This is a genomic window from Photobacterium sp. GSS17 (assembly GCF_028621875.1).
Taxonomy (GTDB): domain Bacteria; phylum Pseudomonadota; class Gammaproteobacteria; order Enterobacterales; family Vibrionaceae; genus Photobacterium; species Photobacterium ganghwense.
Map to the genome: position 1 here is coordinate 1,744,891 of NZ_CP117518.1, position 13,716 is coordinate 1,758,606.

Annotated in this window: 12 protein-coding genes; 7 read left to right on the plus strand and 5 right to left on the minus strand. The window is 53.5% G+C overall.

The features are described 5' to 3' along the window. Positions 1–48: 48 nt before the first annotated feature. Positions 49–1,242 carry an acetate/propionate family kinase gene (locus PGW97_RS24260; RefSeq protein WP_217393538.1) on the minus strand — a complete coding sequence of 398 codons (1,194 nt, stop codon included), beginning with the start codon at positions 1,240–1,242 and terminating at the stop codon, positions 49–51. Between the two features lie 429 nt (positions 1,243–1,671). After that, positions 1,672–2,574, minus strand: coding sequence for a LysR family transcriptional regulator (locus PGW97_RS24265; RefSeq protein WP_273860086.1), 903 nt, complete (start codon positions 2,572–2,574; stop codon positions 1,672–1,674). 103 nt (positions 2,575–2,677) lie between these two features. Here PGW97_RS24265 and PGW97_RS24270 point away from each other — a divergent pair, with 103 nt between their 5' ends. Both PGW97_RS24270 and PGW97_RS24275 read left to right on the plus strand, forming a co-directional pair. Continuing rightward, complete coding sequence (locus tag PGW97_RS24270; protein WP_273860087.1) at positions 2,678–3,601, plus strand: hypothetical protein; 924 nt, start codon at positions 2,678–2,680, stop codon at positions 3,599–3,601. A 540-nt stretch (positions 3,602–4,141) separates the two neighbouring features. Continuing rightward, positions 4,142–4,792, plus strand: coding sequence for a CatB-related O-acetyltransferase (locus tag PGW97_RS24275; protein ID WP_273860658.1), 651 nt, complete (start codon positions 4,142–4,144; stop codon positions 4,790–4,792). Between the two features lie 175 nt (positions 4,793–4,967). Here PGW97_RS24275 and PGW97_RS24280 read toward each other — a convergent pair whose 3' ends face one another. Continuing rightward, positions 4,968–5,636, minus strand: a complete 669-nt coding sequence (locus tag PGW97_RS24280) for a CatB-related O-acetyltransferase (protein WP_047884996.1) — start codon at positions 5,634–5,636, stop codon at positions 4,968–4,970. Between the two features lie 66 nt (positions 5,637–5,702). Here PGW97_RS24280 and PGW97_RS24285 point away from each other — a divergent pair, with 66 nt between their 5' ends. Further along, complete coding sequence (locus PGW97_RS24285; protein WP_273860088.1) at positions 5,703–6,269, plus strand: hypothetical protein; 567 nt, start codon at positions 5,703–5,705, stop codon at positions 6,267–6,269. Between the two features lie 110 nt (positions 6,270–6,379). Further along, positions 6,380–7,045: a 6-phosphogluconate phosphatase gene (gene yieH, locus PGW97_RS24290; RefSeq protein ID WP_273860089.1), complete on the plus strand. Its 666-nt coding sequence runs from the start codon at positions 6,380–6,382 to the stop codon at positions 7,043–7,045. Between the two features lie 145 nt (positions 7,046–7,190). Here yieH and PGW97_RS24295 read toward each other — a convergent pair whose 3' ends face one another. After that, the gene (locus tag PGW97_RS24295) at positions 7,191–8,567 is read right to left on the minus strand and encodes a GntP family permease (RefSeq protein ID WP_047884994.1); all 1,377 of its coding nucleotides are present in this window, start codon (positions 8,565–8,567) and stop codon (positions 7,191–7,193) included. Positions 8,568–8,730: 163 nt separating this feature from the next. Here PGW97_RS24295 and PGW97_RS24300 point away from each other — a divergent pair, with 163 nt between their 5' ends. From PGW97_RS24300 to PGW97_RS24310, 3 genes are read left to right on the plus strand one after another with little or no spacing between them, the layout of a single operon-like run. Next, complete coding sequence (locus tag PGW97_RS24300) at positions 8,731–9,240, plus strand: gluconokinase (RefSeq protein ID WP_047884993.1); 510 nt, start codon at positions 8,731–8,733, stop codon at positions 9,238–9,240. After that, positions 9,237–11,066 (plus strand): phosphogluconate dehydratase, encoded by a 1,830-nt coding sequence (gene edd, locus PGW97_RS24305; RefSeq protein WP_273860090.1) that lies wholly within the window; start codon positions 9,237–9,239, stop codon positions 11,064–11,066. Before PGW97_RS24300 ends, edd begins: the two co-directional genes overlap by 4 nt. Before the next feature lie 12 nt (positions 11,067–11,078). Beyond that, positions 11,079–11,720 carry a bifunctional 4-hydroxy-2-oxoglutarate aldolase/2-dehydro-3-deoxy-phosphogluconate aldolase gene (locus tag PGW97_RS24310; protein WP_273860091.1) on the plus strand — a complete coding sequence of 214 codons (642 nt, stop codon included), beginning with the start codon at positions 11,079–11,081 and terminating at the stop codon, positions 11,718–11,720. Positions 11,721–11,920: 200 nt separating this feature from the next. Here PGW97_RS24310 and PGW97_RS24315 read toward each other — a convergent pair whose 3' ends face one another. Beyond that, the gene (locus PGW97_RS24315; protein ID WP_273860092.1) at positions 11,921–12,928 is read right to left on the minus strand and encodes a substrate-binding domain-containing protein; all 1,008 of its coding nucleotides are present in this window, start codon (positions 12,926–12,928) and stop codon (positions 11,921–11,923) included. Positions 12,929–13,716 lie beyond the last annotated feature (788 nt).

The following is a 13,716-nucleotide window of genomic DNA, read 5'->3' on the forward strand; positions in this document are numbered from 1 at the left end:
GGCGGTTTTTTTGTTGTAACTTTAACTGTTGTGGCCTTCACGACGCACTTAGGCGTGCAGCAGCGCCATCGCTTCTTTCGCGATCACCCACTCTTCATTCGTCGGGATAACCATCGCAACTGGCGTGTTTGGCTTGCTGATAATACCGCGGTTGCCGAAACGCGCTGCAGCGTTCGCTTCTTCGTCTTCGCGGTAACCGAAGATCTTCAGATTAGCCAGGATCTGGCTTCGTACAGGCAGCGAGTTCTCACCAATACCGGCAGTGAAGATAATGGCATCCAGCTCGTCCAGAGCAACCATGTATGAGCCGATATATTTAGCAACACGGTAACAGAAAATTTCAAACGCCAGAGTTGCCCCTTCGTGGCCGTTTTCCATCGCCTCAACAATACCGCGGCAGTCACTGGTCAGGCCGGAAACACCCAACAGACCTGAGTTCTTGTTCAGCTCATTGAAGACTTCTTCCTGGCTCCAGCCTTTTTTCAGCAGGAACTCAATGATGCTTGGGTCAAGGTCACCACAGCGGGTACCCATCATCAGACCAGCCAGCGGGGTGAAACCCATACTGGTGTCAACGCTTTGACCGCCTTTCACCGCACACACAGATGCGCCGTTACCCAGGTGAACAGAAATGAAGTTGCTGTTTTCAACTGGCTTGTTCAGCATTTTCGCCGCTTCACGGCTGACAAAGTAGTGGCTGGTACCGTGGAAACCGTAACGACGGATGCCGTATTCTTTGTACAGTTTCTGAGAGATAGCACCGGTGTAAGCTTTCGCAGGCATTGTCTGGTGGAAAGCAGTGTCGAACACAGCGTACTGTGACAGCGTCGGGAACGCTTTAATCGCTGCGCGCATACCAATCACGTGGGCAGGGTTGTGCAGTGGCGCCAGGTCACTCAGGTTTTCGATTTCCTGCAGCACAGCCTCATCGATTTTCACTGTCTTAGTGAATTTTTCGCCGCCGTGAACCACACGGTGGCCAATCGCAACGATATCTTGCTTCATGCCCAGCTCTTCCAGCAGGGTCACAATTCGGTCAACGGCCAACTGGTGGTGATTACCTGTATCAGCCAGTTTGTATTCCTGTTTCTCGCCGTTGATCTTCCAGCTGACGTTCGCTTCAGGAAGGCCAAAACATTCGCCCAGACCGCTCAGTGTCGCTTCACCACTTACCGTGTCGATAAGGGCAAACTTCAGTGAGGAACTGCCAGAATTGATTACAAGTACTAGAGAGTTGCTCATGGTTATCTCATCAGATTATTGTGGGCTCAAGGACAACGCGTGCCCCATGACACATCTGTCATACAGACCGGCTGAGGAGAACGTGTGGAGCAGCATTCTCTCAGCATTATATCTTTTGATTACATTATTCAATTTTTTTTGAATAACTCAACTTTTGTTTCCGAAAAAGCAAAATAAATTGAAAAATCGCTGGTTCAGATCAAAATAACCGCAACGAAAACGTTTACTTTTGATGATTTATTCATCAGATGCGATCTGTATCACTCAAGTTTTTTTAGTATCGTTCAACAATATCAACAGTACAAAACTGCTTCTGGGACCTCACACGCATATTCCGGCCAGCGCGTTGAACACTTTAAGATGATGAGGACTTTACACAACGGACTCATTTTAAACGGTGATCACACAGCACAATGGCCACTCTGTCAGTTACCCCACCAGGCTCAATGGCGCTTTCTGAAACCACTGGGTCAGAAAGTTCATCAGGCAACGGATCCGGGGGTTCACATGGACATCGTGATGGCAGACCAGCCACCACTGAGCATCAGGAATGGGGGCGCCAGGCAGCACCGGCACCAGCTCAGGATAGCGGGCCGCGACACTGGCAAACATGACCGTGATCCCCGCTTTCGCCCGGGCCAGTTCCAGTTGCATTTTGTAACTGTCAGTCCGGTAGCTAAAGTGAGATTTATTCACCGTTCCGCCAACCCGCGCGGCGGCTTGCGAATACACCTCCAGCCTGTCGTAACCGATCAAGCGGTAATGGCCGGTATGCATATCATGCAAGCTGTCTGGCACACCATGCTGGCGCAGGTAGTCACGATGGGCATAAAAACCGATTGGTGCCTGATGCAATAAACTGACCACCATATCTGGCTGGGACGGTTTCTCTCGGGCAATCCAGATATCCGCTTCCCGTTTGTTGAGATTCACACCACGATTTTCCACCAGAATTTCAACCTCAATACCCGGGTATTCCCGCCCGAAAGCTTCAAGTGCCTTCGGCAGAAAGTAAAACCCCGCCACCTCACCGGCCGCCAGCCTGACAGGCCCCTGATGGTTATCAATGCAGGTATTCACCTGCCGCAAAAAGCCTTTGACGCCCAACTCTGCTGCCCGGGCTGATTCCAATAACCCCTCCCCTGCCGTCGTAAGGGATAAACCGTTTGACGAGCGGTCAAAGAGGTTAAACCCCATTTTTTCTTCCAGAGCAACAATTTGTCGGCTGACGGTGGGCTGTGACATCCCCAGCACTTGCGCCGCGGCCGACATGCTGCCTTCTTCCACAACGGCCAGAAAAATCCGGATGCTATCCCATTCAATGCTATGCATTATCAAATACCCACTATGCCGATTTATCTATGTACTATACCCACAAAAAGTCCTTAACTTGTTGAGATTGTCTTTGATATGAATCGCAAGGTGGAAGGTAACTATGAAGAAAGCGTTAGTACTCGGCGCAGAACAGCAGATGGGCAACCTACTCTGCCAGGCGCTGAACAAACACCACTGGGACGTGGTCGCCGCCATCTCCGATCATACCCAGCCGGTTTTTCTGTCTGACAACCTGATGATTGCGGAAATGGCCCCGGATGATCATGCGCTGATGGAGCAACTGGTCAGCGAATCGGAAACCGTATTCTTGCATCTCCCGGATCCATGTGCTGGCCCGCTATGCAGTTTCTCTCTCGATACACTGATCGAACTTGTGGCCCGTTATCAACGCCATCTGGTACTGACCACCAACCACTACGACATTCATCATTCCATGGGCAACTGGCTGTGGCAGCGCAAGGCTCCCCTTCCCCTGCATCTGCCTGCCTCTCTGACAGCCCGGATCCAGCAGGCGGTCGCAACCGGTGCCAGTGTCTCTGTGGTGTGTTTTGGCTACAGCCTGGATGATCAGTTCCAACGCAGCTTTCTCGGAATGCTGATCAAGGAAACCAGCCAGAAACTGATCCTGCAATCCCCCAGCCCTTATGAGCTTTGCCATTACTGGACGTTTCTGCCTGATCTGGCCGAAAACCTTGTCCATCGCCTGACTGTTCAACCGTGCCAACCCACAGGACTCGATGTGTTTTTTTACCGGGGATATAAAGCCAACATGCAGGACATTGCCCGCTGTCTTGCACTGTCGAGCGGCAAGCCCGTCAGTGTGATGCCGCTGCATTGGCCGCTGTTCGGACTCCTTGCTCTCTTCTCCCCCTTATTTCGGGGATTCACGAAAATGCGGCGCTTCTGGCAGCAAGGCGGGCAGCTGGCCATCACAGGGAAGTTGCGGGGACATCCGGCGATGACACACACGCCGCTGGAGCTGGCCATGCAACACTGCTGGAACAAAAGGCGGCGCCCGGCGTGAGGCCACCTCATATTGACTTCATTGCGGCTCCGGGTATGATTCGTCCAACTTTCACTTTCCTCACAGGAGCAAACATGCTGATTTTACAAGCTGCCGCAAGTGCTGCTGTGACGACTATTGCTTACCTCCAGCAACCCTGGATTGCCTAGCGCTGGCCGGGAACGCCTGTTTTCTCGGCCACCGGGTGCGCACTCACCTTACGATTAACAAAGATTCAGCGACCACAACGAAGACCTTAGCATCGGCTTGAATGATGAGAGGCGGTGGTCCCCTTTCCCCCGTGGCCATCACACTTTACTCAGACTCAGGTTTTTGCTTCCTCTATGCGCGGAAAACGGCGCAGACGCGAGTGAGAACCACACGGAGATCACGATGGCATTATCAAGCAAGGCTTTATTGAAGTTGGTTCTATCGACAACGGTGTTATCGATAACCGCTCTGTCGAAAATACCCCAAAGAATTTGGGCCGGATGGAACACACTTAGGGAGAATCTCAGAGCGAATCGTTTAGCAAGGGAAAAAGCTGGGCAAACGCCTCGCCTGTCGCCCGGCCAATCAGACAAACACTGGTCAACCGTAGCGCTGTTGCATGAAACCGTCACCAACCCGAACATTATCCTGAAAGGTACCCATAGCTATTACAGCGATGCCTATGACGATGGCTTCGAGCAGTCTGTCGTACGCTATCTGCTGGGCGATGAAGTCAGCCGTCACTGGAAGCCACGCTGGAAAATCGACAAACTCTTTATTGGCGATTATGTCTGTATCGGTGCCGAAGCCGTTATCCTGATGGGCGGCAATCATACCCACCGTCACGACTGGTTTTCATTGTATCCATTCGCCGACACCATTGAAGAAAGTTATCAGGGCAAGGGCGACACAATTCTGGCAGACGGATGCTGGATTGGGATGAGGGCGATGATCATGCCCGGTGTCACAATTGGTGAAGGCGCAATTGTTGCCGCTAACAGCGTTGTGACCCAGTCAGTCGCCCCCTACACGATCGTTGGAGGTTCACCGGCCCGCTTTCTTCGCCACCGTTTTTCAGCAGCAGTGACAAACAAACTACTGACCTTACGGATCTACGACTGGCCAGAAGAAAAGTTTACCGCCCTGAAGCCGTTGCTGTGTGCTTCAGATATTGAGGCGCTGGAGCATGCCAGTCAGAATTACGACATGGTACAAGCGTGACACAACACCCTCGGATTCAGTACCACCGAACGTAACCAATCGTCAGCCGGGCAACCGGCTGACATACCCAACGGCAGTACCGATTGCTTGTTTCACGGCTTATCAATGGCCCCGGAACCTAAAACCACCTCTGAACAGGCCCCCCGAACAGACAGCACCTGAACATACAGACAGGTCACAGCTTCGCTTTAAACGCCAGATAATACTGGTACAACTCATCGACATCACTGCTGCACATCACATCCATATGCTTTTTCAGCAGCGCCAGTGGCCAGTCCCACCACTTCATTTCCAGTAATTTCGCAATCTGTTCGTCACTGAAGCGCTTTTTCACGACCTTCCCCGGGTTCCCGACAACGATCGCGTAGGGCGGCACATCTTTGGTGACCACCGCTCGCGCACCAATCACCGCGCCGTCACCAATGTTGACGCCGGGCATGATCACACATTCGGTCCCCAGCCACACATCGTTACCAATCACGGTATCACCGTCTCGTTCAAAGCCCGATTTAACCTTATCGCCAAACTTGCCGACATCAAAAGGAAAGGATGAAATCCAGTCATGGCGGTGCCCCTGGTTGCCCGCCAGCATGAACGTTGCGCCGGAAGCGATTGAACAGAACTTGCCAATAATGAGTTTATCGACCTCACCAAAGATACCGGATTCCCAGACAGCCCGGCTGGAATGATCGCCCAGTAAGTAGCGTACGCAATGATCTTCAAAATGCTTATCGTGGTAATACCCGGAGTAATAGGTATATTCCCCCACGGAAATATTAGGATTTTTTATATGATCCCTGACTTCATAACCACCCAGCCATGAAGGAAAAATGGATGCTGACATAGCCACACCTTATAATGATTGCCTGAACTCACACCCGGCTCTGCCGACTGAAACACAAGTAATGCCATGTGTCTGAATCCGCTATTTTCTGCCTATCGAGGTGAGCTTTACGGCATCGCCTTTTTTACTGCTTTTGCTCAACAGTATAGTGATGATACCCATATCAATAAATGGCAACTTCTGATACAAGTTGAAGAAGTTACCGCCAAACTGCTGAAAAACGGGCTAACGCCACTGGGAATGGATTGCCCGCAGGCAGACCCGGAAATGGAAAATAAAGGCGTCAAGGACGCTGAAAACTGGTTGCATCTGAGCTGGCCAGCCCTGCTCGATACCCTGATCCCGTGGGTGGAACCTTACGCCGTGCGCTATCGCCGACAAGCCGATGACGCCACGGATCACCACGACTTGTACGCGTTGGTACGCGATCACGAAGATGCCATTCTGAACTTTCTGCAGGCAGAGAAAGCCCGTCCGGGAACCGGCCTGCCATACCTGCAACACTTTCTGACAACCTATGCATCGCAGGCTGTCGTATCCTGGCCGACCAGTGGTGTCATGATTGAGATGAACGATAGATTACCCCAACAAGGCCCAGCCAGAATTTGCGTCATGAAGCACAAATTTACCTGATGAATGCCAGTTCCCAGCGATTCAGCTAACAGATTCCATGTCCGGTGATTGTCTATTCCAGTGCCCTGGATTATCACTCTGAATGGAGGATGCAGCAGCAGGGACATACGATGAACAGCAAATTCAGAACACGTTGCGTGATTTTTGACTGCGATGGCACGTTAGTGGACAGTGAAATCCTGTGTAATCAGGCACTGGTTAATATTTTCTCACGGCTTGGCGGACACCTGACCCTTCAAGAATGCCTGCAGCATTTTCAGGGTGGAAAGATTGTCGATATTCTGGCGGCAACCCGGTCCCGAACCGGAGTGCGAACGCCAATTGATGTTCTCGAGCCAATGTACCGTGAAGAGTGCCGTCAGCTGTTTGAACAGCATCTCAAACCCATTCCCGGTGTCCCCGAATTACTGGCGACGCTCCACGAGCAGGGGATTGATATGTGTATCGCGTCAAATGGCCCGGTGCACAAAATGGAACATACCCTGAGCCTGACTAACCTGCTTCCCTACTTTGAAGGCAAGCTGTTCAGCGGCTTTGAAGCCTGCAGCTGGAAACCTGACCCGGATCTGATCCACTTTGCCGCCATGAATATGGGTTACCGGTTACAGGATTGTGTATTTGTCGATGATACTCTCAAGGGTGTGCAGGCCGGTATCAATGCAGACATTCCGACCTTTCATTTCACGGCGTGCGCCAATACCCCGCACATCGACCACCCGCTTGTCACACCACTGACAACCATGCCGGATTTGCTCAGGCACATTGAGCCGGCCTGAAGAGAGCCGTTCTGAAAGCATCTTTGTTCCGCACCGCAGCGTACAAGACAAACAAAAACGCCGGGCTGTGATGCCCGGCGTTATCTGTACTGAAAAGTCTTACTGCTTTTTCACGTCGACAGGATTGCACTCGCGGGAGTGCTTGTCAGAGGAACACACTCAATGTCGCGACAATTACAAACGCGATGGTCCCGAGCAATGTTTCCATCACCGTCCAGGTTTTCAGCGTGGTTTTCTCATCCATTTCCAGCAGGCGACCAACCAACCAGAAACCTGAGTCATTGAAGTGCGACAGCACAGTCGCCCCTGCGGCGATCGCAATCACGATAAAACACAAGTCAAACTCAGTCAGTCCCACGGTTGCTGCCACTGTCGGTGCAATGAGCCCGGCGGTCGTCGTCAAAGCAACCGTTGCCGAACCCTGAGCCACCCGAAGTGCCGTGGAAATCAGGAAGGCCGCCAGAATCACCGGCATACCGGTATCTGCAAGAAGTTGTGACAGAGCATCACCAATTCCGCTGGCACGCAGCACTCCACCGAACATGCCGCCGGCACCGGTCACGAGTATCACCGCACAAATCGGCGCCAGTGATTCGCCGCACATTTTCTCAAGCCTTGCCATGCCGTAGTCTTTGGCAAACACCGCCAGGCAAACCAGCAGAGTGATCAGCAGCGCAATCGGCGTTTTACCTAGCATCTGCAGTACATTGACCCAACCAGCATCGCTGTTAACCGTGCCGGTGACGGCCAGGGTATTAAGGCCAGTGTTCATGAAAATCAGCACCAGTGGCAGCAGGAGGATCCCCATGACAACTTTGAATGACGGTTTATTCTTCTCATCAATTTGCGCCTGTGCCGACAGGAAAGCCTGTGGCAACGGCAGAACAAAGCGCTGTCCGGCCCATTGCCCATACAGGTAGGCCCCAAGGTACCAGGTTGGAATCGCCACCAGCAGACCCACAATCGTCAGCAGGCCGATATTGGCATTCAGCAGCTCACCTGCCGCTACAGGACCCGGATGGGGCGGCAAAAAGGCATGCATGACCGCGAACGCACCGGCCGCCGGCAGGGCGTATTTCAGGGTAGACCCCCCAAATTGTTTCGCGACGCTGAACAGGATTGGCATCATCACAATCAGCCCGGCATCAAAGAAAATCGGAAAACCGAACAACAGTGAGGCTATCCCCAGCGCCAGTGGGGCCCGATGAGCACCAAAACGCCCAATCAGTGTTTCGGCCAGCACCTGAGCACCTCCGGTGATTTCCAGGATACGGCCAATCATGGTGCCCAGGCCGACCAGTAACGCGACCGACGCCAGTGTGCCACCAAAGCCAGACAGCATGGTCGGCACAACTTTGTCGACAGCCACCCCGGTGGCCATCGCCGTCAGCAAACTGACCACGGTGAGCGCGATAAAAGCATGAACTTTTAACCGCATGATTAATAACAGTAATAAGGCTATGGCTGCAGCAGCCACTGATAGCAAATATGCCGGATCCGGTGTATTGGCTATAGAGTTCATAGGAGTACCTTTTATTTATTCATGTTACGCCGCTATCCCGCGACTCTGATTATTGTGGGAAACTTCACAAAGTTCATAGTTACCGGTAACATGTTACCGGTAACATGCTAAGTTACAAGCCAAGACGCAAGCCAAACTTCAAAAATGAGATAGAGGTAGAAAAATGGCAGGTAAGAGCATTATCGTGATGGGCGTATGCGGCAGCGGTAAATCCACTGTTGGTGAACGCATTGCCCAAGTCCTCAACGCCAAGTTTATTGACGGTGATGATCTGCATCCTCGTGCCAATATCCAAAAAATGGCCAGTGGTACCCCGCTGAACGATGACGATCGCGCCCCGTGGCTGATTCGGATCCGTGACGCGGCTTATAGCCTGGAAAACAAGAATGAAACCGGCGTGATCGTCTGTTCTGCGCTGAAACGCCAGTACCGGGATCAAATCCGTGACGGTAACCAATCCGTGCGTTTCGTTTTCCTTGATGGCGACAGAGACATGATCATGGCCCGCATGAAAGCGCGTAAAGGCCACTTCATGCGCGAAAGCATGGTCAACAGCCAGTTTGCCACGTTAGAACGTCCCGATGCAGAGCCGGATGTGGTCACAGTCTCTATCGACGGCAGCATTGAAGAAGTGGTTGAGCAGGCTATTCATGCCTTGGAGGCGCTGGCATGAGTTCCCCAACAACACCGCAGCAAAAACCGGCCGTTCACGACATTGTTCAACAAGTCACCGAGCGGATCGAGGCTCGCAGTCAGGCCACTCGCGCGGCGTGGCTGGCTCGCACGACACAACAGGCACAAGAAGGTAAAGGTCGCAGCTCACTGTCATGTGGCAACCTGGCGCACACAGTTGCAGCCAGCTGCCAGCAGGAAAAAACACAGCTGCTGGATATGACCCGTGCCAACATCGGCATCATCAGCGCCTACAACGACATGCTCAGCGCTCATCATCCTTATCAGGATTACCCTCGGCAAATCAAAGCCGCGGTCGGACGGGATGGTCATACCGCCCAAGTCGCCGGTTGCGTGCCCGCCATGTGTGACGGCATTACCCAGGGCCAGCCAGGTATGGATATGTCACTGTTTTCGAGGGATCTGATTGCACAGGCCACCGCCCTGTCACTCAGCCACAATGCATTTGATGCCACCCTGCTATTGGGCATTTGCGATAAAATTGCCCCGGGGCAGTTAATGGGCGCGCTGGCTTATGGCCACCTGCCTACCGCCTTCGTCCCAGCCGGGCCCATGAGCAGCGGAATCACCAACGAAGAAAAAGTCAGTGTCCGCCAGCAATATGCTGCCGGAGAAGTCGGTAAAGACGCCCTGCTGGAAATGGAGTGCAACGCTTATCACTCAGCCGGAACCTGCACCTTTTACGGTACAGCCAACACCAATCAACTGGTGTTTGAAGCTATGGGGCTGATGCTGCCGGGTTCCGCATTTATTCATCCGAGCGATCCGCTGCGACAGGCACTGACCGAAGAAGCCGCGCGCCGGATTGCCGCCATGACACCGAGTTCCGGTGCTTACCGTCCACTCAGCCAAGTGGTTGATGCCAAAAGTCTGGTCAATGGGCTGGTGGCCCTGCTGGCCTCTGGCGGCAGCACCAATCACAGCATTCATATGGTTGCGGTGGCGCGCGCGGCGGGATTGGTGCTGACCTGGGACGACCTCAGCGATCTGTCAGATGTGGTACCGTTACTGGTACGTATGTACCCTAACGGCCCGGAAGATGTGAACGCCTTCCAGCAGGCAGGTGGCGTACCCGGCCTGATGGCAAGGCTGGCCGAATCCGGGTTGATCCACCTGGATGCGACTCCGGTGTTCGGCACCATGCAGGATTACCTGACTGTACCACAGCTGATTGACGACCAACTGAAATGGAAACCTGTCGGTGCCAGCTCACGCCCGTCCGTGCTTGCCGCCCGAGGCGAACAGTTCCAGGTCAGTGGTGGCCTCAAGGTACTGCGCGGTAATCTGGGCCGTTCAGTCATCAAAATTTCTGCCGTAGCGGACAACCAGCGGCTGATTGAAGCACCGGCCAAAGTCTTTACCAGCCAGCATGACGTGGAGCGAGCCTATCACAGGGGTGAGCTCAATCAGGATGCGATTGTAGTGGTCACCCACAGCGGGCCGGCCGCCAACGGGATGCCCGAACTGCACAAGCTGATGCCGATTCTCGGCAACCTGCAAAAATCCGGCTTTAAGGTTGCGCTGGTCACCGATGGCCGCCTGTCCGGCGCATCAGGAAAAATTCCCGCCGCCATCCATGTCACCCCGGAAGCGGTTCGTGGTGGCGCCATAGGTCGCCTGCGTGATGGCGATCCCCTGCGTCTGGATGCGGACAGCGGCACGCTGGAATGCCTGGTTGACCTGAGCGGGCGAGAGCCTGCCAATGTCGATACGGAAACCGAACAACAAACCTGGGGACGTGATCTGTTTGCCCTGATGCGCAGCAATGTCTCAAGTGCCGAAACCGGTGCGACGATCTTTTACTAAGGAACTCATTACATGAACAACTGGAATATCAGCCCTCAAGCCGTTTTCTCCGCCTCACCGGTTGTACCGGTCATGGTGATCGACAATCTCGAGGATGCACTGCCAATGGCCAAGGCCCTGCAGGATGGTGGCATTACAGTGTTTGAAATTACCCTGCGTACACCTGTCGCACTGGAAGCCATTGCCCGGATCGCAACAGCAATGCCAGATGCCATGGTCGGCGCAGGCACCGTGCTGACCTGTGCCCAGTACGATGCCGCTATAGCCGCCGGTGCGAAATTTGTGATTTCTCCGGGAATGACTCCTGCGCTTCTGGCGCACGCCAAACTGGGCACAGCTCCGCTGATCCCGGGGGTCAGCACACCGTCAGAAGTCATGCAGGCCCTGGACGCTGGCTACGACCACCTGAAATTTTTCCCGGCAGAAGCCAACGGCGGTGCCAAAGCACTGGCCGCCATTGCCGCGCCGCTGCCTCAGGCACGATTCTGTCCGACCGGCGGTATCAGCCCGGGCAATGCTGCTGACTACCTGGCGGTGACATGTGTTGCCACCGTTGGCGGATCCTGGATGCTGCCTAAAGACGCGATTAAGCATGGTCAATGGGATGAAGTCACCCGCCTGTCTCAGGAAGCCGTGGCGTTGACGACAAAGTAAGCCTCAGGCGCTTTCACTTTCAGGCAATTGATGCTAATCGACCTCTTGCGCGAACCAATCAGCCAGTAGCTCATGACTCGTATCTAATTGCCAATCGCAAAAACAAAATAAGCCGCCCTGCTGCCTATCACAGCAGGGCGGCTTATCATTGAAAAAACGATCTTTTTACTGGCAAAGAGCCATCGAAAACCGACTGCTTGTCAGCCGATACTTTCCCCAATTAACACTGTAAATCCGACATCGTTAAAACGGGCAGCATCCTCGTCACCCCCCAGTCTGGCTAGCAACATTTCGGCCGCTCTGATCCCCATCACTTCACGCGGCGTTTCGACACTGGCCAGGGCCGGTGAAACCGACTGCCCAATATCCAACGCGTTATATCCCGCAATAGCGATCTGGGCCGGAACGGCAATCCCTCGCTGCTGACACCGCAGCAAAGCCCCAACCGCGACATCGTCATTGGTGCAAAACAGGCCATCGGCATCCGGGTACTGTGCCAGAGCCTCATCCAATAACTCGCGTCCTTGGGTAAAACTGGAATGCTTTTCCGTCAGTACATAGCGAGGTTCCAGGCCATGTGCTTCCATCGCCTGAGCATAACCTTCCATCCGCAGGCGGGTACGTACGTCCAGACGAGCCCCGACATAAAGTATCCGGCTTTTGCCGCGCGCCAGCATGGCTTCAACCATCGCGTTGGCCGCTGCGCGGTGATCCAGCCCCACCACCATATCGATCGGCTCTTGCGGGATATCCATGGTTTCAACCACCGGGATACCGGCCGCCTTGATCATTTTCAGTGTTTGCGGGGAATGGCGCCCTTCGGTCAGAATCAAGCCATCAACATGGTATGACAGCAGCGAAGCTACTTTCTTTTCTTCTTCTTCCGGCGAGTAGCCGTAGTGGGCAATCAGAGTCTGGTAGCCGGCTGGACGGGTAACCGATTCAATTCCCTGCGCCAGTGCAGCAAACACCTGGTTGGATAACGAGGGAATCAGGATGCCGATCGCCTTGCTGGTGGAATTAGACAGAATATCCGGGGCCCGGCTTGGCACGTAGCCCATCTCATCGACAGCCAGCGCTATTTTCTCCCGGGTAGCCGCCGCTACGGTACTCGGGTCACGCAGGTAGCGACTGACGGTCATTTTGGTTACCCCCACCCGCTCAGCAATATCTTTCAGGGTCGGACGGCGTTTTCGTTGCTCTGTCATCTTTAGTTCCAGCCAGAATGTTACGTGTAACATAGCGCTTTGTTATTGGAATGTCAGCTTTTTTCCTCGGCCAACCGATTGCGTTCTCCTGAACGCACCGACTTACCGCTTCTTTGCCGAACATCTGTCCAAGATGAAGCACTCCCGGCACACGCAACTGACAGCCATCCTCACCTACATCAGCGTCTGACTCGACCTCTCTCCCATAAGAGAATGAAAAAAGCGTCCAAATGCAGGCAGTGAGGCTCCATTTCCCGCAACGATGATCAAGGATAAGATCCACGATTAGCACAATGAACCGGGCAGCCTACCCCACTCACCAACAATCCGATCATCGCCTATACCGCCCCCTGATCTTGGCATCCTGGCATAGCTTCCAGATCAAAGCTCCTTGAACCATCGCACTTGAACAAGGCGTCTTGATCATAATTTTGATCACTGCACCTTGATCATTGTTCCAGGATCCTCATGTCTTAATCACTCTTCCAAGGGCCTTGCTTCCAGATCCTGAATCATCATTACCCTCCTAAAAACCATCCGAGAGTCACTTGTTGTAAGGTAACTCGCCACAGCGACACCTTAACCTTAAACCTTAATGCAACAGGCTCACTCGCAACCTTGCCCCTAGCGCGTTCATCCAACGACAGGTGGCTGCACTATAGATATGTCACGGAACTGCCACACAGCAGTCACAGTCACCCCGAATAATCAGTTCCCGGAAACAATGCCCGGAAACAATGCCCGGAAACCATGGCCGCCAAATGAGCCGCAGTCACAAGTGAGCAGTA